This is a genomic window from Streptomyces xinghaiensis S187, from assembly GCF_000220705.2.
In the GTDB taxonomy this organism is placed as follows: Bacteria; Actinomycetota; Actinomycetes; order Streptomycetales; family Streptomycetaceae; genus Streptomyces; species Streptomyces xinghaiensis.
In genome coordinates, this window is the sequence record NZ_CP023202.1 from 2,098,281 (window position 1) to 2,121,244 (window position 22,964).

The 22,964-nt window shown below is 73.5% G+C and carries 14 protein-coding genes; 8 read left to right on the plus strand and 6 right to left on the minus strand.

Annotation, left to right across the window (positions count from 1 at the left end; all coding sequences use genetic code 11):
* Positions 1–350: 350 nt before the first annotated feature.
* A complete protein-coding gene (locus SXIN_RS08810) occupies positions 351–713 on the plus strand; it encodes a hypothetical protein (protein WP_019709941.1) in 363 nt (120 codons plus the stop codon).
* A 305-nt stretch (positions 714–1,018) separates the two neighbouring features.
* On the opposite strand, the gene SXIN_RS08815 is transcribed toward SXIN_RS08810, so the two are convergent.
* Positions 1,019–2,560: a DEAD/DEAH box helicase gene (locus tag SXIN_RS08815; RefSeq protein ID WP_095756821.1), complete on the minus strand. Its 1,542-nt coding sequence runs from the start codon at positions 2,558–2,560 to the stop codon at positions 1,019–1,021.
* Positions 2,561–3,033: 473 nt separating this feature from the next.
* A complete protein-coding gene (locus tag SXIN_RS08820) occupies positions 3,034–3,237 on the minus strand; it encodes a cold-shock protein (protein WP_006604579.1) in 204 nt (67 codons plus the stop codon).
* A gap of 394 nt (positions 3,238–3,631) precedes the next feature.
* Here SXIN_RS08820 and SXIN_RS08825 point away from each other — a divergent pair, with 394 nt between their 5' ends.
* Positions 3,632–3,943, plus strand: coding sequence for a hypothetical protein (locus SXIN_RS08825; RefSeq protein WP_019709942.1), 312 nt, complete (start codon positions 3,632–3,634; stop codon positions 3,941–3,943).
* A gap of 372 nt (positions 3,944–4,315) precedes the next feature.
* Here the strand turns inward: SXIN_RS08825 and SXIN_RS08830 are convergent, their stop codons facing one another.
* The 3 genes from SXIN_RS08830 to SXIN_RS08840 all read right to left on the minus strand — a co-directional run bounded on the left by SXIN_RS08830 (position 4,316) and on the right by SXIN_RS08840 (position 7,134).
* Positions 4,316–4,825: an ATP-binding protein gene (locus tag SXIN_RS08830; RefSeq protein WP_019709943.1), complete on the minus strand. Its 510-nt coding sequence runs from the start codon at positions 4,823–4,825 to the stop codon at positions 4,316–4,318.
* A gap of 218 nt (positions 4,826–5,043) precedes the next feature.
* Positions 5,044–5,811 carry an enoyl-CoA hydratase/isomerase family protein gene (locus SXIN_RS08835; RefSeq protein WP_039822203.1) on the minus strand — a complete coding sequence of 256 codons (768 nt, stop codon included), beginning with the start codon at positions 5,809–5,811 and terminating at the stop codon, positions 5,044–5,046.
* 126 nt (positions 5,812–5,937) lie between these two features.
* Positions 5,938–7,134, minus strand: a complete 1,197-nt coding sequence (locus tag SXIN_RS08840) for a L,D-transpeptidase (protein WP_019709945.1) — start codon at positions 7,132–7,134, stop codon at positions 5,938–5,940.
* A 295-nt stretch (positions 7,135–7,429) separates the two neighbouring features.
* On the opposite strand from SXIN_RS08840, the gene glgX reads away from it, so the two are divergent.
* The 4 genes from glgX to SXIN_RS08860 all read left to right on the plus strand — a co-directional run bounded on the left by glgX (position 7,430) and on the right by SXIN_RS08860 (position 16,633).
* A complete protein-coding gene (gene glgX, locus SXIN_RS08845) occupies positions 7,430–9,820 on the plus strand; it encodes a glycogen debranching protein GlgX (RefSeq protein WP_095756822.1) in 2,391 nt (796 codons plus the stop codon).
* A 180-nt stretch (positions 9,821–10,000) separates the two neighbouring features.
* Entirely contained in the window at positions 10,001–12,166 is a 2,166-nt protein-coding gene (locus tag SXIN_RS08850; protein ID WP_095756823.1) for an ABC transporter ATP-binding protein, read from the plus strand.
* Positions 12,163–14,157, plus strand: coding sequence for an ABC transporter ATP-binding protein (locus SXIN_RS08855; protein WP_095756824.1), 1,995 nt, complete (start codon positions 12,163–12,165; stop codon positions 14,155–14,157). The genes SXIN_RS08850 and SXIN_RS08855 overlap by 4 nt, the downstream gene beginning before the upstream one ends.
* Before the next feature lie 475 nt (positions 14,158–14,632).
* Positions 14,633–16,633: a M4 family metallopeptidase gene (locus SXIN_RS08860; RefSeq protein ID WP_019709949.1), complete on the plus strand. Its 2,001-nt coding sequence runs from the start codon at positions 14,633–14,635 to the stop codon at positions 16,631–16,633.
* Positions 16,634–16,789: 156 nt separating this feature from the next.
* Here the strand turns inward: SXIN_RS08860 and glgP are convergent, their stop codons facing one another.
* Entirely contained in the window at positions 16,790–19,387 is a 2,598-nt protein-coding gene (gene glgP, locus SXIN_RS08865) for an alpha-glucan family phosphorylase (protein WP_095756825.1), read from the minus strand.
* 158 nt (positions 19,388–19,545) lie between these two features.
* Between glgP and SXIN_RS08870 the strand changes: the two genes are divergently transcribed.
* The gene (locus tag SXIN_RS08870) at positions 19,546–21,441 is read left to right on the plus strand and encodes a rhamnogalacturonan lyase (RefSeq protein WP_039822211.1); all 1,896 of its coding nucleotides are present in this window, start codon (positions 19,546–19,548) and stop codon (positions 21,439–21,441) included.
* Positions 21,442–21,568: 127 nt separating this feature from the next.
* Complete coding sequence (locus tag SXIN_RS08875; protein WP_019709951.1) at positions 21,569–22,840, plus strand: S8 family peptidase; 1,272 nt, start codon at positions 21,569–21,571, stop codon at positions 22,838–22,840.
* Positions 22,841–22,964: the final 124 nt, after the last annotated feature.

Sequence of the window (22,964 nt, forward strand, 5' to 3'; positions counted from 1 at the left end):
TTCGATCCACGAGGGGCCGTTGCGCTCAACACCGGTCGGAACCATTCCGGTTCACTTCGGCATCGACCAGTGGACATCCACGCCGAGATCGTACACCTGAGTCAACCTGCTCGTACGGGAAGCCGTTGTACGTGACGATCCTCTTGCGCATCCCGGAAGTTTCCGCTAGCAAAGATCAGCAGACCGCTCCGACGCCTGGTGGGCAGGAGGACGGAAGGAACGGACCCCGCGGCCGGTCCGGCGGAAGGCGGCAACACCCGCACGGTCCCGGCCGTACCCCGTCACCGGCTCGCGTCCCGGACCCCCCGCATCGGGGCGTGCTCCACCCTCGCGCTGTAGAGTCAACGCCTATGTCGAAGCCCGATGATCTGCTGGTTGACATCGCCACCACCGTGGAGTCCGAGCAGAGCAATCAGATGTCACTCACCGTCGTTGTCCCCGGGGCCGTCATCACCGGACGCCTCGCCCCCGAGGCCGTGTGGCGCCAGCGCGTGGCCGAGGTGCTGGGAGGCTCGGACCGGCTCTCGCCGTTCTCGGCCGTCTTCACCGCGGACCGCGACCGCAAGCGCAGCGAGCCGCCCACCCACCTGCATCTCCACGTCGCCCGGATCCTCCAGGGCAGTGTGGGCATCCCCGAGACCGGAGGGATGTACCGCATCGCCATCGAGGACGTGAACGCCTGGACGGTCGGGGACTTCAGCTACTTCGAGTAGCGGGCGCACCCCGCCACCCGGCCGGACCGGGCCCGGTACACCCGCCCGGCGCGTCCGCCCCGCGGACGGCGCCCGGCGGCCCCGGACCACGCCTCCCGCGCCCCGCGTCCCGGCGGCCTCGTACGCCCCCGTGCCCGGCGGCACGACGCCCGGCACCCGGCGAACTCCCCGTATCCGCACAGGCGAAAGCCCCGGCAGCATCCTTCGCTGCCGGGGCTCACCGTGTGCCTGCCCGGAGGGCACCGGGCCGCCGCAAGGGCGCCGGTGCCTCCGGGCTCACACGGAACGCCGTGCGGTGCCGGGTGTCAGGCCGCGCTGCGGCGGGCCGGACGCTGCCGGGCCGCGCCGCCGCCCGTCTGCTGGGCGGAGGAGGTCCGGCGCGACCGGGACGGCCCGCCGCGCCGTCCGCGGCCCGCGGAGGCGCCGCGCTCCTGGCGCTCCGACGCCGGCGTGGTGATGACCACGGGGATGCCCGAGGGCGCCTGCGCGCCGGTGATCCGGGTGAGCTCGGCATCGCCCGAGCGCACCTGGGTGGTCCGCGGGGTCACACCGGCCAGGGTCATCAGGCGGGTCATCTCCCGGCGCTGGTTCGGCAGGACGAGGGTGACGACGCTGCCGGACTCGCCGGCCCGCGCGGTGCGTCCGCCGCGGTGCAGGTAGTCCTTGTGGTCGGTCGGCGGGTCCACGTTGACGACCAGGTCCAGGTTGTCGACGTGGATGCCGCGCGCCGCGACGTTGGTGGCGACCAGCACGGTCACGTGCCCGGTCTTGAACCGGCCGAGGGTCCGGGTGCGCTGCGGCTGCGACTTGCCGCCGTGCAGCGCGGCCGCCCTGACCCCGCTCTTCAGCAGGTGGTCGGTGAGCTTGTCCACGGCGTGCTTGGTGTCCAGGAACATGATCACCCGGCCGTCGCGGGCCGCGATCTCCGTCGTCGTGGCGTACTTGTCGGCGCCGTGGACGTGCAGCAGGTGGTGCTCCATGGTGGTGACGGCGCCCTGGGAGGGGTCGACCGAGTGCACCACCGGGTCATTCAGGTAGCGGCGCACCAGCAGGTCGACGTTGCGGTCGAGGGTGGCCGAGAAGAGCATCCGCTGGCCGCCGGGGCGCACCTGGTCGAGCAGCGCGGTGACCTGCGGCATGAAGCCCATGTCGGCCATCTGGTCGGCCTCGTCCAGCACGGTGATGCCGACCTGGTCCAGCCGGCACTCGCCGCGGTCGATGAGGTCCTTGAGCCGCCCCGGGGTCGCGACGACCACCTCGGTGCCGCCGCGCAGCGCGGACGCCTGCCGCCCGATCGACATGCCGCCGACCACGGTGGTGAGCCGCAGCGAGAGCGCCCTGGCGTAGGGGGTGAGGGCGTCGGTCACCTGCTGGGCGAGTTCCCGGGTGGGGACGAGGACGAGCGCCAGCGGCTGCCTCGGCTCGGCGCGGCGGCCCACGGCGGCGGTCCGCGTCAGCAGGGCCAGACCGAAGGCGAGGGTCTTGCCGGAGCCGGTGCGCCCGCGGCCCAGGACGTCGCGTCCGGCCAGGGAGTTCGGCAGCGTCGCGGACTGGATCGGGAACGGCTCGACCATCCCGAGTCCGGTGAGCGTCTTCAGCACCCCGTCCGGGAGGCCGAGAGCGGCGAAGTCCTCGACGGGCGGGAGCGCGGGGGTGACGGTGACCGGCAGGGCGAACTCACCCTGCGGGCCGGCGGGCCGGCGGCCGTAGCCACCGGAACCACCCGGACGGCCGCCGCCCGAACGGCGCGGCCCCTGCCCGGCGGAGCGTCCGGCGCCGTACGGGGCGGAGCCGCCGCCGGTACGCGGGCGGGAGTAGCGGTCCTGTGTGCGAGCTGTGCGGTTCATGGGAACCTCCTCGACGGGGCACGTATCGAGGAAATCCCGGCAGTGGCGGTGAGCCGCACAAGGAATCGCAAGAACGAGCCGTTGAAAAACGGAATACGGAAATGGCGGCCGTGCCGGGGAATATTCCCGGCCGGCATGCGGGATCTACCTGCGGTATCCGGAAAACGACGGCCGGATGGCCGGAGGGTGAAGAACGGGGGTACGGCGCAGGAAACGCCGTACGGTACGCAGTGCGGGGGCAGCATCCGGTCCACCGTGCGGCGGCGGAGAATCCGCACCTCCGCTCGAATGCGCCCGGCGCGGACCGCCCCGGGGGGCGGGCACGGCCGCCGCGCCGTACGGACGTCGTCGGCCGCCCGCCCGCGGGCGGCGGTGCGGTGCGCGGACGCCGTGCCCCGCACACCGGAACGAGCCGCGGCCCGCACCCGGGGGTGCGGGCCGCAGCTCGTCGCTGTGGAGCGCCGGTGTCAGCGTCAGGCGGGAACGATGTTCTCGGCCTGCGGGCCCTTCTGGCCCTGCGTGACGTCGAAGCTCACCTTCTGGCCTTCCTGAAGCTCACGGAAGCCCTGGGCGGCGATGTTCGAGTAGTGGGCGAAGACGTCGGCGCCGCCGCCGTCCTGCTCAATGAAGCCGAAGCCCTTTTCCGAGTTGAACCACTTCACGGTGCCAGTAGCCATAATTTTTTCTCCATTCGGGGCAGTGCCCGGAGGCCCACACTGCGTGAACCTCCGCGTCGCCGCAATGATTGCCCCGTCCGGAAAACCACTCCGGAAATACAAAAGTGCTCCCGGGCCGGAGCCGGCGGGGGCACTTGAAGTCTCTGGGAACCACAACTGCAACTGAGATCGACAGTAGCACGGATACGGCGGCTGTGAAGCCCGGAGCAACGGCGGTCACACCGTCCCGAATAAATCCCCGCCCGCAATGCCGAAAATTCTTCAGGCGCGGTGGGAGATTTCCTTCCCCGGTGGGGTGGCGTCCGGTACGGGAACCGGCACCGCGGGACGGGCCCGGAGCAGCCCGCACCACCGTCCGGGGTCCGTTGTCGGCCGGAGCGCTTAGGGTCACGGCATGGGTTACGCAGACCTGCGCGAGCTCCGTACCGCGCTCAGCACCGCACAGGACATCGCCTTCGGCCTGGACCCGTCGGCACCCTCCGCGCAGCAGGCGGAGGAGCTCGTCGACGCGCTGCGCCGGGCCCTGTCCTCCGCCACCTCCCTCATCTCGGAGCACGGCGCCACCGGGTGCGCCCAGCACCCGCGCGGCGCCGTGGACCCGCTGTACGGCGACCCGGAGGACCCCCTCCCGCCCGGCTACGGCAAGTGCCTGCTGTGCAACGACCGCCGCCGCCGCGCCGGCACCCAGCACCGCGGCCGCCGCTGAGCCCCGGCCCCGGTCTTCCCTGCCATCCCCGGCCCGCGCGGCGCCCGTCCCGTACCGCCAGTGGCACACTTCACCCCGGCTCCCGGGCCGTCCCGCGGACTTCACTCCGCTCCGCCGCGTTTGTCTCTTTGGACGCCGGTCACCCCGTCTGCCATAGTCGGGACAGCGATCCCTTGACCCGGGCCATCGCACCGAAGTGCCGTGGGGACACACCCCCCTTGGCTCCACGGCGGCTCACATCCCGGCACAGCGCATCCGGACAGGCCCCGTGCCCGCCCCGTCGACCGCGGGACGGACACGGGGCCTCTTCGCGTCACGGGCCCCGTCACCGGCACCGGCGGCCCTCCCGCCGTCCGCCACCGCCCCCGTCCGTCAGCGCTCGGCGGTCCGCATCTCGAACCAGGTCGTCTTGCCCAGCGGCCGCAGGTCCACCCCCCAGCGGTCGGAGAGGGTGTCCACCAGGAACAGCCCCCGCCCGCTGACGTCCATCTCCCGTACCGGCATCAGGCACGGCAACCCCCGGGAGGGATCGCGGAGTTCGACCCTGAGCCGGCCGCGCCGGCAGTGCATCCGCAGTCCGAACGTCCGGGCGCCGGTGTGCCGTACGGCGTTGCCGACCAGCTCCGAGACGAGCAGCACGACGTCCTCCGCGAGTTGCGGGGAGAGGCCCCACTGCCACACCACGACGGAGTGGGCCAGCCGGCGGGCCGCCCCGGCCGACTCGGGGCGGGAGGGGAGGACCACCTCGTCCACCGTCGGATCACCCAGCGTCCCGAGCGCTCCCAGCGCCCGCTCCTCCCCGGAGCAGGCGGACGACGCCGGGCGTGCCGCGGCGGCCGTGCCCGCATGCCGCGGCTGCTCCCCGTTCTCCAGGCCCGCCATGACCCACATGATTGGGCAACGGAGCGCGGTTACGGACTGGTAGCGGCGGATTGCACCGCGTCGGCCCCGGGCTCCCGGCCCGTCTACGCGAACCGGGTGACCGGGCGCGGCCCCGGCGTACCGAAACCGTCGTACCGGACCCGTCGTACCGAACCACCCGTCGGACGGAACCACCGCGCGGGACCCGCGGTGCCGGACCGCCGGCCGGCGTCGCCGGGTCAGGCGAACTTCGCCTTGCCCGGGCCCTCCTCCACGAAGCTGCGCATGCCGGTCTCGCGGTCCTCGGTGGCGAACAGCCCGGCGAACCAGTTGCGTTCGATGGCCAGGCCGGTGTCCAGGTCCGTCTCCAGGCCGGCGTCCACGGACTCCTTGGCGGCGCGCAGCGCGATGGCCGGGCCCTTGGCGAGCTTCGCCGCCCAGGCGTGCGCGGCCTCGTAGACCTCGGCGGCCGGGACGACCTTGTCGACCAGGCCGATGGCGAGGGCCTCGTCGGCCCGCACCTGACGGCCGGTGAAGATGAGGTCCTTGGCCCGGGACGGGCCGACGAGCCGGGCGAGCCGCTGGGTGCCGCCCGCGCCCGGGATGAGCCCGAGCAGGATCTCGGGCTGGCCGAGCTTGGCGTTGTCGGCGGCGATCCGGATGTCGGCGCAGAGCGCCAGTTCGCAGCCGCCGCCCAGGGCGTATCCGGTGACGGCGGCGACGACGGGCTTGGGGATGCGGGCGATCGCGGTGAAGGAGTCCTGGAGCGCCTTGGAGCGCTTGACCATGGCCGCGTGGTCCATGACCCGCATCTCCTTGATGTCCGCGCCGGCCGCGAACACCTTCTCGCCGCCCCAGATCACGACGGCCCGTACGTCGTCGCGGTCGGTGAGCTCCCCGGCCAGCTCTCGCAGCCGGTCCTGGGTGGCGATGTCCAGGGCGTTCATCGGCGGGCGGTCCAGGCGGACGGTGGCGACGCCCTCGGCGACCTCAAGGTTCACAGTCATGCCCGCAGGTTAGCGGCCGTTCACGGGGGAGGGCCCGGTGCGCTTGGTCACAGCCGGCACGGACGCCGCCGTGTGACCGTGCCCGCACCGGGCCCTCCGCCGTTCACCGCCTGCCGCACGCTCCGGCTACTGCGGGGCCTTCCACTCGTCCCAGTCCATGTTCCAGCCGTTGAGGCCGTTGTCCGGCTGGATCTGCTTGTCCTTCGAGTTCTTCACGATCACGACGTCGCCCAGGAGCGAGTTGTCGAAGAACCAGGCCGCGGGGGTGGACTTGACGCCGCCGCCCCGCGCGTCGAAGAGACCGACGCAGCCGTGGCTGACGTTGGCGGAGCCGAACGTGGACTGCCCGGCCCAGTAGTTGCCGTGGATGAAGGTGCCCGAGGTGGAGAGCCGCATGGCGTGCGAGACGTCCTCGATGTCGTACTCGCCGCCGAAGCCGACCGTGGCGCCGTCCATCCGCGTCATCTTGTGCTTCTCGCTGATCACCATCTGCCCGTTGTACGTGGGCGTGGCGGGGGCGCCGGCCGTGATCGGCAGGGTCTTGATCGCCTTGCCGTCCCGCTCGACCGTCATCTTCTTGGTCTTGACGTCGACGACGCTGACCTGGCTGCGGCCGACGGTGAACTTCACGGTCTTGGACTGCTCGCCGTAGACCCCGGGGCGGCCCTCGACACCGTCCAGGTTGAGCTTGAGCGTCACCTTCGTGCCCTTGGCCCAGTACTTCTCCGGCCGGAAGTCCAGCCGGTCGTTGCCGAACCAGTGGCCCTCGACGGGCACCGACGGGCTGGCCTCGACCTCGATGGCCCGCTCCACGGCGGCCGGGTCGGTGATGCCGCGGTTGAAGCGGATCGACACCGGCATCCCGACGCCGACCGTGGAGCCGTTCTCCGGTGTGAAGTAGCCGATGAAGGTGTTCTCCGGCACGAAGGTCGTGAAGCTCGCGTGCTCGGCGGCCTCCCGGCCCTCGGAGTCCTCGGCCACCGCGTCGACGCTGTACTCGGTGGCGGAGCCCAGGTGGCCGGTCGGCTTCCAGACGGTGCCGTTCGCGCTCACCTTGCCGGGGACCTTGTTCCCCTTGTCGTCCTTGACCGTGACGGAGGTCAGCTTCCCCTTGTCCGCCGTCACCTTGAGCACCCCGTTGGTCACCACATCGTCGGTGCCGTCCTTGGGCGTGATCTTCACTACGGCCCGGGAGGGCTTGGTGTCCACCGAGCCGGCCTTGCCGTCCTGCCCGCTGTCCGCCTTCTTGTCCTCACCGCACGCACCGACCGCCAGGACCAGCAGGCCGGCCGCCAGAACCCCCGATATCCGCCGCGTCTTCACTATTGTCTCCCCTCACGCGGCCGTCCACCCCATGGACCGGACCGCATCCCCCGCGCGCGACGAACAGCGCGCATGCCGATGAGCAAACCACAGAGGAGGTCACGGTGGACCGCCCCGCCGTGTCACGGATCCGTCCCAAAAGCCGAGATGGCGCCGGTACGTGAGGGCCGCGCGCCGAGCGGGCAGACATGCACGGAGGGGCCACGGCGCCCGGGGCGCGGAGGGGCGCCGCGCGCACCCGTTCACGCCGTGTCCCGCCAGGGCCCTCCCGGCCGCGCACGCCGCGGCGGGAGGCATGCCGCGAGCCGCCGGAGGCCAGGACGTGTCGAGCGCAGCCGAGGAGCAGGAGGAGCGCCGGCCGGAGCGGGCGGAGGGCTCCGCGCCGCCGTCCGCCGTGAACGGGCACCGGCGCTCCGGCACACGGGCCTCCGTACCGGCGCCGCCGGTGTGGCCGGGGAGCCCCGCGCCGCTGGGTGCGCGCTTCCACACCGGGCCGGGGGGTGTGCCGGGCACCAACTTCGCCCTCTGGGCGGGCGGCGCGGAGGCCGTGGACGTCTGCCTGTTCGACGACGACGGGCGGGAGGTCCGGCATCCGCTGACCGAGCTGACCCATGAGATCTGGCACGGTTTCCTCCCCGGGGTGCGGCCGGGGCAGCGGTACGGCTTCCGGGTGCACGGCCGCTGGGACCCGTGGACGGGGGCCCGCTGGAATCCGGCCAAGCTGCTGCTCGACCCGTACGCCCGCGCGGTGGACGGGGACTTCGGCCCTCCGCGCGGTGCCGCGCGGGATGCCGACGGCAACGGCGGTGGCAACGGCGGCGACGGGGGCAGCAGCGGCGACGGCCGGATGCCGGCCGCCGTGTACGGACATGTGCGCGACTGGCCGGAGCAGCACGCGGCCGACACCGTCCGCGACGGCCGCGACTCCGCCCCGTACGTCCCCAAGGGCGTGGTGGTCGCCGACGAGGCGCCCGGCGACGAGTGGGCCGACGACCGGCGCCCCAAGACCCCCTGGGCCGACTCGGTGATCTACGAACTGCACGTCCGCGGCTTCACCATGCGCCATCCCGACGTGCCCGAGCACCTGCGCGGCACCTACGCCGGGCTCGCCCACCCGGCGGCCATCGGGCATCTGACCGGGCTCGGGGTGACGGCCGTCGAGCTGCTGCCCGTCCACCAGTTCGCCCACGAGGACCATCTCCTCCGCCGCGGCCTGCGCAACCACTGGGGCTACAACTCCATCGGCTACTTCGCCCCGCACGCCGCGTACGCCGCGTCCGGCACCCGCGGCGAGCAGGTCGGCGAGTTCCGGCGGATGGTGCGGGCCCTGCACGCCGCCGGCATCGAGGTGATCCTCGACGTCGTCTACAACCACACCGCGGAGGGGGGCGAGCTCGGCCCGACCCTCTCCCTGCGCGGCATCGACAACCGCGGCTACTACCGCCTCCAGCACGACCCGCGCCGCTACGCCGACTACACCGGCTGCGGCAACACCCTCCACGTCGTCCAGCCGCAGGTGCTCCGGCTGATCACCGACTCCCTGCGCTACTGGGTGACCGAGATGGGCGTGGACGGCTTCCGCTTCGACCTCGCCGCCGCCCTCGCCCGCTCCATGCACGACGTCGACATGCTCTCGCCCTTCCTCGCCGTCATCGCCCAGGACCCGGTGCTGCGCCGCGTCAAGCTCATCGCCGAGCCCTGGGACGTCGGCGCGGGCGGCTACCAGGTCGGCGCGTTCCCGCCGCTGTGGACGGAGTGGAACGACCGCTACCGCGACACCGTGCGCGACTACTGGCGCGGCGCGCTGCCCGCCCTCCGTGACCTCGGCTACCGCCTCTCCGGCTCCAGCGACCTCTACGCCTGGGGCGGGCGGCGCCCGTACGCCTCCGTCAACTTCGTCACCGCGCACGACGGCTTCACCCTGCGCGACCTCGTCAGCTACGAACGGAAGCACAACGAGGCCAACGGCGAGGACAACCGCGACGGCACCGACGACAACCGCTCCTGGAACTGCGGCGCCGAGGGGGAGACCGGCGACCCGGCCGTCACCGCGCTCCGCCGCCGGCAACTGCGCAACCTGATGACCACGCTGCTGCTCTCCACCGGGGTGCCGATGCTGGTCGCGGGCGACGAGATGGGCCGCACCCAGGGCGGCAACAACAACGCCTACTGCCAGGACAACGAGACCGGCTGGGTGGACTGGTCGCTCCCCGGTCTCCCGGAGTGGCGCGAACTGCACGCCCTCACCGCCCGGTTGACGGCACTGCGCCGGACCCACCCCGTGCTGCGCCGCCGGGCCTTCTTCTCCGGGCGCCCGCAGGCGCCGGACGGGCTGCGCGACCTCGCCTGGTTCACCCCGGAGGGCCGCGAGATGGCCGAGGCCGACTGGCACGCCCCGGCCGCCACCCTCGGGATGTACCTCTCCGGCCGCGACATCCCCGGCCGGGACGAGCGCGGCGGCCCGGTGACGGACGACAGCTTCCTGGCCGTCCTCCACGCCCACCACGAGCCCCTGTCCTTCACCCTGCCCGGCCCGCCCTGGGCGGACCGGTACGAGCTGCTGGTGGACACCTCCCGCGAGGACCAGTCCGAGCCGCCGGGGACCCGCCACCCGGCGGGTTCCGGGCTGACGCTGCCCCCGCGCTCCGTCCAGCTGTTCCGGGTGCTGCACGGGCCCGGGGCCTGACGGGGCGGCACGGCCGCACGGTCGCACCACTGCGGGCCGCCCGCCCGCCGCGGATCCCGCCGGCACCGGCCGTTCCGCCGGCGACGGCAGCCCCGGCGGCCCTCGCGGCTCCCGGACAGCTTTGGCCATGACCGAAAACCGGATGAGACCTGTCAGTGACCCCCCGTAGGCTCGCCCGTGATGCCTCCTCCCACCGATTCCGCCGCATCCACCACCGCCACCGCGGCCCCGGCCATCCGGACGGAACTGCGGACTCCGGACAGCCGCCCGGGGCCCGCGGTGAGCGCCGGGAAGCCGCCGGCCCCGCGGAAGTCCACCGTGCGCACCCTGCTGCGGCTGTGGCCGTACGTCCGCCCGGTGCGGGCGCGGCTGTTCACGGCCGCCGGGGTCGCCGTCATCGCCTCCTGCCTGGGCCTGCTCATCCCGCTCGTCCTCAAATGGATGGTGGACGGGCCGGTCGCCGCCCGGGATCCGGGCGGAGTCTGGCTCGGCGGCGGGCTGCTCCTCATCCTGGGCATCACCGAGGCCGGGCTGTTCGGGCTGCGGCGCTGGCTGGTGGCCCGCCCGCTCGCCGGGGTCGAGGCCGCCATGCGCGCGAACCTCTACGGCCGCCTCCAGCGCCTGCCGGTCGCCTTCCACGACCACTGGCCGTCGGGCCAGCTGCTGTCCCGCGCCACCACGGACCTGCAGCTGCTCCGGATGTTCCTGGCCTTCCCGCTGACCTTCCTGCTGGTCAACTCGGTGACCATCCTGGTCGGCTGCGCGATCCTGCTGAGCCAGGAGTGGACGCTGGGGCTGGTGCTGCTCGGGCCCGTCCTGCCGCTGGTGGTGCTGTGCTCGCTGTTCGAGGCCCGGTACTCCCTCGCCGCCCGTACCGCCCGCGACCAGGTGGGTGATCTGACGACGGTCGTCGAGGAGGGCGTTCTCGGCATCCGTGTCGTCAAGGGCTTCGGACGGCACCGCAGCCAGGCCCGCGCCTTCCGCGAGCTGAGCCGCAAACTGCGCGGCACCGAGCTGTACAAGGCGCGACTGCTCGCCGGGCTGCTCGCCGTCATCATGACGCTGCCCGAACTGGCGCTCGGGACGGCCCTGGTGCTGGGCACCCTGCAGGTGGCGGAGGGCACGCTGTCGGCGGGCACGCTGGTGGCCTTCCTGTCGACGGCGCTGGCGCTGCGCTGGCCGGTGGAGTCCATCGGCTTCCTGCTGGCGATGAGCCAGGACTCGGCCACGGCCACCGAACGCCACTTCGAGGTGGTGGACACCCCGCTCCCCCGGGACACCGCGCTTCCCCGCGACGCCGCCGCAACGGACGGAGCCACGGGCGCGGCGGGCCGCGGCGGGCCGGCTCCCGCTCCCGGCCCTCTCCCCGGACCCGGCGCGGAGGAGAACCGGCCGCCCGGGGACACCGCGCCCGGCCGGTCCCGGGGCGGCGCCGCGTCCCCGTCCCTCTCCGGAGCCCCCGACGGCGGACTGCGGTTCGAGGGCGTCGAGTTCCGCTACCCCGACGCCCCGGCCGGCACCCCCGCCACCCTCCGCGGCGTCGATCTGCACATCCGCCCCGGCGAGACCATGGCCCTGGTCGGGGCCACCGGCAGCGGCAAGACGACGCTCACCGCCCTCGTCCCCCGGCTCTACGAGGTGACCGGCGGCCGGATCACCCTGGACGGCACCGACATCACCCGGCTGCCGAGGACCCGGCTCCGGGAGCTGATCGCCGTCGCCTTCGAGGACCCGACCCTCTTCTCCGCGACCGTCGGCGAGAACGTCCTGATGGGTGCGGACGGCGCCGGGGAGGCGGAGCTGAACCGCGCCCTGGAGGTCGCGCAGGCGGAGTTCGCGCACGCCCTGCCGCACGGGGTCCGCACCCAGGTCGGCGAGCAGGGCCTGAGCCTCTCCGGCGGTCAGCGGCAGCGGCTCGCGCTGGCCCGGGCCGTGGTCGGCGAACCGCGCTTCCTCGTGCTGGACGATCCGCTCTCCGCCCTCGACGTGCACACCGAGGCCCTGGTCGAGGCGGCGCTGCGGCGCATCCTCACCGGCACCACGGCCCTGGTCGTCGCCCACCGCCCGTCGACCGTGCTGCTCGCCGACCGGGTCGCCCTGCTGTCCGGCGGGCGGATCACCGCCGTCGGCACCCACCAGGAACTGCTGCGCCGCGACCCGGAGTACCGCACGCTGATGTCCGGCGACCCGCAGGACCCGGCCCCCGGCGACGGCACCCCGGCCGGCGCTCCGGCCGGCGGTGCGCACGGCACCGGCCCCGGCGGCGAGACCACGGGCGGCCCGCCCGGCACCGCTTCCCCGACCCGCCGCAGCCCCGCCGGGGCGGATGGAGGTACCCCCCGATGACCGCCCCGGCCTCCGAACGCGCCGCCGACGATCCCGGACGGTCCGGCGACGGCCGGTCCGCGACCGCCGCTCCCCCGGCCCCGCCCGCCGGCACCACAGCCGCCGGCGCCCCGGCCGCCGACGCGGAGGCCACACCGCCGCCGGGCTCCGCGGGACCGGCGGAGCCCGGCCCGGCCGGCGCACCGGACGCCGCCGAGGCCCCCGACTCCTTCGACCGCGACACCCTGCCCGCCCCCGGGGGCGCCGCCCGGTCCCTGCTCCGCTCGCTGCTGCGGCCCAGCCGCGGCCGGGTGGCCGTCGCGGCCGTCCTGCTGCTGCTCAAGGAGGCGGCGGTCCAGGCGGGGCCGCTGCTCGTCGCGGTCGCCATCGACCACGCCGTCCCCGCGCTCCGCTCCGACGACTACGGCCCGCTGACGGCCGTGGCGGTGGCCTATCTGCTCTGCTCCCTGGTCTCCGGCGGCTTCCAGTACGCCTACGTCCTGCTCGCCGCCCGGATCAGCCAGGACGTGCTGCTCGACCTCCGCGGCCGGATCTTCCGGCACGCGCAGGCGCTGAGCCTGGACTTCCACGAGCGCTACACCTCCGGCCGCCTCATCTCCCGGGCCACCACGGATGTGGAGTCGCTGCGCGAGCTGCTGAACGAGGGGCTGGAGGAGCTGCTGAGCGTCGCCCTCTCGGTGGTCTACATCTCCGCGCTGCTGCTCTACCTGGACCTGGGCCTGGGCGCCGCCGCGGTGCTCTCCTTCGGTCCGCTGTATCTGCTGATCCGCCGCTTCCGGCGCCGTTCCGAGGTGGTGTACGCCAAGCGCTCGACGGCGATCGCCCGGGTGATCGTGAAGTTCGCGGAGACGATGAACGGGATCCGCCCGGTGCAGGCCTTCCGCCGCGAGACGGCCAACGACCGGGAGTTCCGCGAGCTCAACCACCGGCACGAGCGGGTCAACGGCGACGCGATCCTGGAGATGGCCCGCTATGTGGTCTCCTCCCGGCTGGTCGCCAACACGGTCGTGGCCGCGATCGTCCTCTGGGGCGCCCACCGGGTGGCGTCGGGCGGTCTGGCGCTCGGCGTGCTCGCCGCCGCCGTGCTCTATCTGCGGCGGCTCTACGACCCGATCGACCGGCTCGGGATGTTCCTCAACTCCTACCAGTCGGCGGCCGCTTCGCTGGAGAAGATCGCCGGTCTGCTGGCCCAGCGCCCCACCGTCCCGGAGCCGGCCGAGCCCCGGCCGCTGCCCGCGCGTCCGTCCGGCCGGCCCGGCCGGGAGGTCGTCTTCGACGGGGTGTCCTTCGCGTACCGCACCGGTGGCGAGGTGCTGCCGCGCTTCGGCCTCACCCTGGCGGCGGGCAGTACGACGGCCGTGGTCGGCGCCACCGGCGCGGGCAAGTCCACGCTCGCCAAGCTGCTCGCCCGCTTCTACGACCCGACCGCCGGGCGCGTCCTGCTCGACGGTGTCGATCTGCGGGATCTCGGCGGGACGGAGCTGCGGCGCGGTGTGGTGATGGTGACCCAGGAGGCGTTCCTGTTCTCCGGCACCGTGGCCGAGAACATCGCCCTCGGCCGCCCCGACGCGAGCCGCGCCGAGGTGGAGCGGGCCGCCCGGGCCATCGGCGCCCACGACTTCATCGCCGCGCTGCCGGAGGGCTACGACACGGACGTCCGCAAGCGCGGCGGCCGGATCTCGGCGGGCCAGCGGCAGCTGGTGGCCTTCGCCCGCGCGCTGCTGGCCGATCCGGCGGTGCTGATCCTGGACGAGGCGACGTCCTCGCTCGACATCCCCGGGGAGCGGGCCGTCCAGCGGGCCATGGACACGGTGCTCCGGGGCCGCACGGCGGTGGTGATCGCGCACCGGCTGTCCACGGTGGAGATCGCGGACCGGGTGCTCGTCATGGCGGGCGGCCGGATCGTGGAGGACGGCACCCCGGAGGAACTCATCGGCGGCGAGGGGCGGTTCGCGGAGCTCCACCGGGCGTGGCTGGAAAGCCTCGCCTGAGGCGGGGCAGCGGCACATCAGGCGAAGCTTTTCGGCCACGGCGGCCGGCCCCGGCCGCCGTGCCGCCGGCCGCGAGCCGACCACTCCGCGCCTCGCGATCCGCCGCGCGGCGCCCGCCCGTTGCCTGTCGGTTTCTCGCCGATGTCCGGTCGGCTTGCCACACCTTCTGCATGTTTCCAGCCGACTTCCTTCCGCTTTCCGTCGGGACTCGCCCCCGCCTCACCGACTGTCCGCTATCCGGCAGTCCATTTTTCGCTCACCGGACAGATTCCGGCCAAATTGTTGACGCGCTCCTGACATTTGGCCCTACCGGCTGAGACGCTGTGACCGGCCGATCGGCCCGCTCCCCCCCCACACACCATCTCGGCAGTGCGCACTGCCGCGCACCGCCGTGCTCCACCGGCCGGCCCACCCAGCCCGCCGGATCTCCCGGCCGTACACCCACCCAGTGACGGCCGCAGTCGAAGGAGACCGTGTGAGACCCACCCCCCGTGCCGCGCGCCGCAGATCCGCGGCCTGCGCCCTGATCACCACGGCCGCGATGCTCGCCGTCGGCGTCCAGGCGTCCCCCGCCTCCGCCGCGCCGCCCCGTCCCGACAAGGACGCCCTGCCCGTCTCCCTCTCCCCCGCCGAGCGGGCGGAGCTGATCCAGGACGCCGAAGCCGACGCGCCGGAGACCGCCGGCACGCTGAAACTCGGCGCCAAGGAGAAGCTGCGCGTCCGGGACGTCGTCCAGGACCGGGACGGCACCACCCACACCCGCTACGAACGCACCTACGCCGGACTGCCCGTCCTCGGCGGCGACCTCGTCGTCCACGAGGCCAAGGGCGGCAAGCACGAAGGCGTCACCAAGGCGACCAAGGCGACCATCAAGGTCCCCACCACCCGCGCCGAGGTCTCCGCCACCACCGCCAAGAAGAGCGCCCTCACCACCGCCAAGGACGAAGCCGGAGCCAAGGCCAAGGCGGCCGAGGCCCCCCGCAAGGTCATCTGGGCCGCCGACGGCAACCCCGTCCTGGCGTGGGAGACCGTCACCGGCGGGCTCCAGGAGGACGGCACCCCCAACGAACTCCACGTCGTCACCGACGCCACCACCGGCAAGGAACTCCACAGCTGGCAGGGCGTCCACCAGGGCACCGGCAACAGCCAGTACGCCGGACGGGTCACCATCGGCACCGCCCCCTCGTACACGCTGACCGACACCGGGCGCGGCGACCACAAGACCTACGACATGAACAACGGCACCAGCGGCTCGGGGTCCCTCTTCACCGACGCCGACGACGTCTGGGGCGACGGCACCCCGGGCCACCGCCAGACCGCCGCCGTCGACGCCCACTACGGCGCCGCGGTGACCTGGGACTACTACAAGGAAGTCCACGGCCGCAGCGGCATCAAGGGCGACGGCGTGGGTGCCCGCACCCGCGTCCACTACGGCAACGCCTACGTCAACGCCTTCTGGCAGGACTCCTGCTTCTGCATGACCTACGGCGACGGCGACGGCAACGCCAAGCCGCTCACCTCGCTCGACGTCGCCGCGCACGAGATGACCCACGGCGTCACCTCCGCCACCGCCAACCTCACCTACAGCGGTGAGTCCGGCGGCCTCAACGAGGCGACCTCCGACATCTTCGCCGCCGCCGTCGAATTCCACGCCGGCAACGCCCAGGACCCGGCCGACTACCTCGTCGGCGAGAAGATCGACATCCGGGGCAACGGCACCCCCCTGCGCTACATGGACAAGCCCTCCCGGGACGGCAGTTCGAAGGACTACTGGTACTCGGGCATCGGCAACGTCGACGTCCACTACTCCTCCGGACCGGCCAACCACTTCTTCTACCTGCTCTCCGAGGGCAGCGGCGCCAAGGAGATCAACGGCGTCCAGTACGACAGCCCCACCTCGGACGGCCTCCCGGTCACCGGCATCGGCATCGCCAACGCCGAGAAGATCTGGTTCAAGGCGCTGACGGAGTACATGACCTCCAGCACCAACTACGCCCGCGCCCGCACCGCCACCCTGCAGGCCGCCGCCGACCTCTTCGGCGCCGACAGCGCGGCGTACGAAGCGGTGGGCCACGCCTGGGCCGGCGTCAACGTCGGCACCCGTCCCGGAGACGGGGGCGGCGGCACCGGCGAGACCTACGAGACCACGGACGACGTCGCCATCCCGGACGCCGGCTCGGCCGTCACCTCGTCCCTCGCCATCAGCGGCCGGAGCGGCAACGCCCCGTCGGACCTCCGGGTCGGCGTGGAGATCGTCCACACCTACCGCGGCGACCTCGTCATCGATCTGATCGCGCCGGACGGCACGTCCTACCGGCTGAAGGGAGCCGACTCCTGGGACTCCGCCGACGACGTCAGCGAGACCTACACCGTGAACGCCTCCTCGGAGAGCGCCAACGGCACCTGGAAGCTCAGCGTCCGGGACAGCTACGCCCGGGACACCGGCTACATCGACAGCTGGAAGCTGACCTTCTGACGCCGGGCCGGCAGGAGCGCGTGCGGCGTGTCCGGCGGCGCGCGGCCGCTTCCTGACAGCCCTTCCCGTCCCTCCCGTCCGTTCCTCACGGCGGAGCACCGGTGTGCCGGTGCGGTGTCCCGGCACCGCACCGGCACACCCGTGCCGCGCGGTCCGCTACCGCAGCAGCACACCCGCCTCCTCGCCCGTGGCCTCCGCCGGTACGGCCATCAGCCCGAGTTCCGCACCGCTCGCCAGCAGCCGGTGCGAGGGCAGCACCCGCACGGTGAACCCGAAGGGCCCGGTCCGCTCCAGGGTGAGCTCCCCCTCGTACGGCCACCGCCCCTCGGCGTCCGCGGCACCGGCCGGTTTGAGCGGTACGGTCCGGCCCGCGGCGATCCGGTCCTCCCCGTCCACGCGCCCGGCGACGGCCTGTACCTCCACGTCCTCCGGGACGAGCCGGTCCAGCGCCACCCGCACCCGCAGCGACAGCACCGAGCCCAGCTCCGCGCTGCCGCCGCTCACGCCGCCCGCGGCCGCCTCCACCCGGCCGACGGAGACCCGCGGCCAGGCCTCCCGCACCGTCGCCTTCCAGGCCGCCAGCTCGCGCGCGGCGTCCGGGCCGAGCCGCCGGTGCGCGCGGGCCGCCGGGGTGTAGAGCTCCCGGACGTACTCCTCGACCATGCGGCCGGCCAGCGCCTTCGGCCCGAGATCGGCCAGGGTGCGCCGGACCATCCCGAGCCAGCGGTCCGGCAGCCCGTCCGGGCCCCGGTCGTAGAAGAGCGGGGTGACCCGCTGCTCCAGCAGCTCGTAGAGGGCGTGCGCCTCCAGGTCGTCGCGCCGGTCCTCGCCGGTGGCCGGGTCGTCGGCGGTCGGGATGGCCCAGCCGAAGTCCGGCTCGAACCACTCGTCCCACCAGCCGTCCAGCACCGACAGGTTGAGGCAGCCGTTGAGGGCGGCCTTCATCCCGGAGGTGCCGCAGGCCTCCAGCGGCCGGAGCGGGTTGTTCAGCCAGACGTCGCAGCCCGGGTAGAGCTGCTGCGCCATCGCCATGCCGTAGTCGGGCAGGAAGACGATCCGGTGCCGCACCCGCGGGTCGTCCGCGAACCGGACCAGCTCCTGCACCAGCCGCTTGCCGCTGTCGTCCGCGGGGTGCGCCTTGCCGGCGACGACGATCTGCACCGGCCGCTCGGGGTGGAGCAGCAGCTCCGTCAGCCGCTCCCGGTCGCGGAGCATGAGGGTCAGCCGCTTGTACGAGGGCACGCGGCGGGCGAAGCCGATGGTGAGGACGTCCGGGTCCAGCACCCCGTCGATCCAGCCGAGTTCGGCCGCCGCCGCGCCGCGCTGCCGCCAGGAGGCGTACAGCCGTTCCCGTACCTCCGCCACCAGCCGTTCGCGGAGCGTGCGCCGCAGCGCCCAGAGGGCGTCGCCGGGCAGGGTGTGCGCCCCGCCGTTCCCGGCGCCGGCCCGGAGCACCTCGGGCGCGGTCCAGGTGGGGCCGTGGACGCCATTGGTGACGGAGGTGATGGGCACCTCGCCGGCGTCGAAGCCGGGCCACAGGCCGGCGAACATCTCCCGGCTGACACCGCCGTGCAGCCGGGAGACGCCGTTGGCGCGCTGCGCGAGCCGCAGGCCCATCACGGCCATGTTGAAGACGCCCGGCTCGCCGCCCGGATAGGTCTCCCTGCCGAGTTCCAGGACGCGTGCGGCGTCCACGCCGGGCAGTTCGCCGTCGTCGCCGAAGTGGCGGGCGACGAGCTCCCGGTCGAAGCGGTCGATCCCGGCGGGCACGGGTGTGTGGGTGGTGAAGACCGTCCCGGCGCGCACGGCCTCCAGGGCGGCCTCGACGTCGAGTCCGCCGTGCTCCTCCGCGCCCAGTTCGCGTACGCGTTCGAGGCCGAGGAAGCCGGCGTGGCCCTCGTTGGTGTGGAAGACCTCGGGCTCCGGGTGTCCGGTGATGCGGCAGTAGGCGCGGACGGCGCGGACCCCGCCGATGCCGAGCAGCATCTCCTGCAGCAGCCGGTGCTCGCTGCCGCCGCCGTAGAGACGGTCGGTCACCTGGCGCTCGCGGGGCTCGTTCTCCTCGGTGTCGGAGTCGAGCAGCAGCAGCGGCACCCGGCCGACCCGGGCCTCCCGGACCACGGCGTGCAGCGTACGGCCGCCGGGCAGGGCGAGGGTCACCCGGCACGGCCGGCCGCCGGGCTCGCGGAGCAGGCCCAGCGGCAGCTCGTCCGGGTCGAGCAGCGGGTACTGCTCCTGCTGCCAGCCGTCGCGGGAGAGCGATTGCCGGAAGTAGCCGTGCCGGTAGAGCAGTCCCACTCCGATGAGCGGTACGCCCAGGTCGCTCGCGGTCTTGAGGTGGTCCCCGGCGAGGATGCCGAGCCCGCCGGAGTACTGGGGCAGGGCGCCGGTGATGCCGAACTCGGGCGAGAAGTAGGCGACGGCCGAGGGCAGCCCGTCACCGGCCGCCGCGCCCGCGGCGGTCTGGTACCAGCGGGGGCCGGTGAGGTACTCCCGCAGCCCGTCGGCCGCGGTGGCCAGGCGCCGCAGGAAGGCGCCGTCGGACGCCAGGCTCTCCAGCCGCGCGGCGGACACGCCGCCGAGCAGCCGGACGGGGTCGCCGCCCGCGGCCGGCCAGGCCTCGGGATCGACGGCCCGGAACAGCTCACGGGTCTCGGGATGCCAGGACCAGCGCAGGTTCCGCGCCAGTTCGCTGAGCGGTCGTAGGGGTTCCGGAAGGACGGGACGCACGCTGAATCGACGAATGGCCTTCACAGGTCGACCGTAGCGGCGACCACCGGTTCCCTTCGCGCACATTCACACGTTCCGTCCAGAACTCACCGGCCAGTGGTGAAAACGGTGACCGCACGCCCTCTGTCGCCGCCCGCCGATCCGAGGATGATAGAAAGCCCTTTCCCCCACAAGGAGGTCCGATGCGACCCGCACACCCCCACCCGCCGGGGCCCCGCCGCCCGGCCCCGTACCGCAGGTTATACGCGCTGGCCGGCGCGGGTATCGCGGCGGTTATGGCGACGTCCGGACTGACCGCCGAGGCGGCCCCGGCGCCCGCCGCGGCGGCCCGTCAGATGGAGAATCTGGACCGTGGTCTGGTAAGCGTGTACACCGGCTCGGGCAACCTGGTGAGCTGGCGCTGGCTGGCCACCGACCCGGACGACGTGGCGTTCAACGTCTACCGCGGGGACACCAAGGTGAACTCCTCGCCCGTCACGGACTCCACCAACTTCCTCCACGAGGGCGCGCCGGCCTCGGCCGACTACACGGTCCGCGCGGTGACCGGCGGCGTGGAGCAGCCGGCCTCCGGACACGGGGTCCAGTTCCGCGCCGGCTACCACGACATCCCGCTCTCCCCGCCGTCCGGAGGCACCACGCCCGACGGCGTGTCGTACACCTACGAGGCCAATGACGCCTCCGTGGGCGATCTCGACGGCGACGGCACCCTGGACTTCGTCCTGAAGTGGCAGCCCACCAACGCCAAGGACAACTCCCAGTCCGGCCACACCGGCAACACGGTCATCGACGGCATCAGGCCCGACGGCACCCGGCTCTGGCGGATCGACCTGGGCCGCAACATCCGCTCCGGCGCGCACTACACCCAGTTCCAGGTGTACGACTACGACGGCGACGGCCGGGCCGAGGTCGCCATGAAGACCGCGGACGGCAGCCGGGACGGTACCGGGGCGGCGATCGGCAGCTCGTCCGCCGACCACCGCAACTCCTCCGGCTACGTCCTCGCCGGCCCGGAGTACCTGACCGTGTTCGACGGCCGGACCGGCGCCGCGCTGGACACCGCCGACTACGTTCCCGCGCGCGGGAACGTCGGTTCCTGGGGCGACACCTACGGCAACCGCGTCGACCGCTTCCTCGCCGGGACCGCGTACCTCGACGGCACCCGGCCCAGCCTGGTGATGGCGCGCGGCTACTACACCCGCACGGTGATCGCCGCCTGGGACTTCCGGGACGGCGCCCTCACCCGCCGCTGGACCTTCGACACCAACAGCTCCGCCAACTCCGGCCGGGGCTACGACGGGCAGGGCAACCACGCGCTGACCGTCGGGGACGTCGACGGGGACGGCCGGGACGAGATCGTCTACGGCGCGATGACCGTGGACGACAACGGCGCCGGGCTGTGGACCACGCGGCTCGGCCACGGCGACGCGGCCCACCTCGGCGATCTGGTGCCGTCCCGCCCGGGCCTGGAGTACTACAAGGTCTCCGAGGACTCCTCCAAGCCCGGCTCCTGGATGGCCGACGCGCGGACCGGCCAGGTCCTGTGGCAGACGGCGCCCGCCGGCGACAACGGCCGTGGCGTCTCCGGCGACATCTGGGCCGGCAGCCCGGGGGCCGAGTCCTGGTCCTCCGCCGACGGCGCGCTCCTCTCCGCGTCGGGCTCCGCGCTCGGCCGCAAGCCGTCCAGTGCCAACTTCCTCTCCTGGTGGGACGGCGACCCCGTCCGGGAACTGCTCGACGGCACGCGGATCGACAAGTACGGCACCGGCGGGGAGAGCCGGCTGCTGACCGGTTCGGGCGTCGCCTCGAACAACGGCACCAAGGCGACCCCGGTGCTCTCCGGCGACATCCTCGGCGACTGGCGCGAGGAGGCCGTCTGGCGCACCTCGGACAACCGGGCGCTGCGGGTGTACTCCACCCCGCACCGGACGGACCGCCGGATCACCACGCTGCTGCACGACGCGCAGTACCGCACCGCGCTCGCCTGGCAGAACACCGCCTACAACCAGCCGCCGCACCCGGGGTTCTTCATCGGTGACGGGATGGCGGTCCCGCCCCGGCCGGAGGTCACCACGCCGTAAACCGGTACGGACCCGTCACGGGAGGCGCCGAGCGGGGGCGGAGTGATCGATTCCGCCCCCGCGAACCTCTTGCCCGGAGCCCTGTCGCACGAGACGCTGCAGGTCACCACAGGAGAGGTTCATCTTCATGGCGCATATATCTGATCGACCGTCAGCCGACGGTTCACAGACCGACGTTCCCACCCCCCACACGCGGCGCCCCGTCAGAGGACGCCGTGTCACGACCGCGATCGCCGCCGTCACCTTCCTGCTGTCCCCCCTCGCGTTCTCCGCCCACGCCGCCGACGCGGCGGCACCGACGGGCCGCATCCTCGGTGCCGGCGCGCCGGACGCCGTGAGCGGCAGCTACATCGTCAGCCTCAAGTCCGGCCGGGGCCTCACCGCGCGGTCCGAGGCCGGCCGGGAGCTGGCCCGGAAGTACGGCGCGACGATCCGCCACACCTACGGCAGCGCTCTCAACGGCTACTCCGTGCGGCTCTCCGAGGCACAGGCGAAGCGCCTCGCGGCCGATCCCGCCGTCGCCTCGGTGTCGCAGGACGCCAGGGTGCGGATCGCCGCGGCCCAGCCGAACCCGCCCTCCTGGGGCCTGGACCGCATCGACCAGAGCGATCTCCCGCTGGACGACTCCTACGCCCCGCCCGCCGGCGGCGGTTCGGGCGTGACGGCGTATGTGATCGACACCGGTGTCAGCACCGGCCACCAGGACTTCGGCGGCCGGGCGAGCAGCGGCTGGGACTTCGTCGACGGCGACGCCGACGCCCAGGACGGCCACGGGCACGGCACCCATGTCGCGGGCACCATCGCCGGCACCTCGCACGGGGTCGCCAAGCAGGCCGACGTCGTCGGGGTCCGGGTCCTGGACGATGAGGGCTCCGGCACCATCGCCCAGGTGATCGCGGGCATCGACTGGGTCGCGAAGAACGCGGAGAAGCCGGCCGTGGCCAACATGAGCCTCGGCGGCATCCTCAACGCGCAGCTGGACGACGCGGTCCGGGGCGCCATCGCCTCCGGGGTGACGTTCACCGTGGCGGCCGGCAACAACGGCCTGCCGGCGCTGCTCTTCTCCCCGGCCCGGGTCACGGAGGCCATCACCGTCGGCGCGACCGACAGGACCGACGCCCGCGCGAGCTTCTCCAACTGGGGTCCGGGCGTGGACGTGTTCGCCCCCGGCGTGGACATCACCTCGGCCTGGCACACCTCCGGCAGCGCCACGAACACCATCTCCGGCACCTCCATGGCGGCTCCGCACGCCGCGGGCGCGGCCGCGCTCCACCTCGACGACCACCCGGCCGACGCCCCCGCGGCGGTCGAGAAGGCGCTGACGGACGGCGCGGCCCAGGGCAAAATCAGCGGCGCGGGCCTCGGCTCGCCGAACCGTCTGCTCCAGGTCGGCGACTGACACACCGTCCGCCCCGCTCCGCCCGGCGTACCGCCGGGGGAGCCGCGGTACGGGGCCGGCTCTCCCTCCTCAGCCGTGCCGCACCGGCAGAGCCCTCCCGTCCGCACCACCGGCCCCTCGGGGC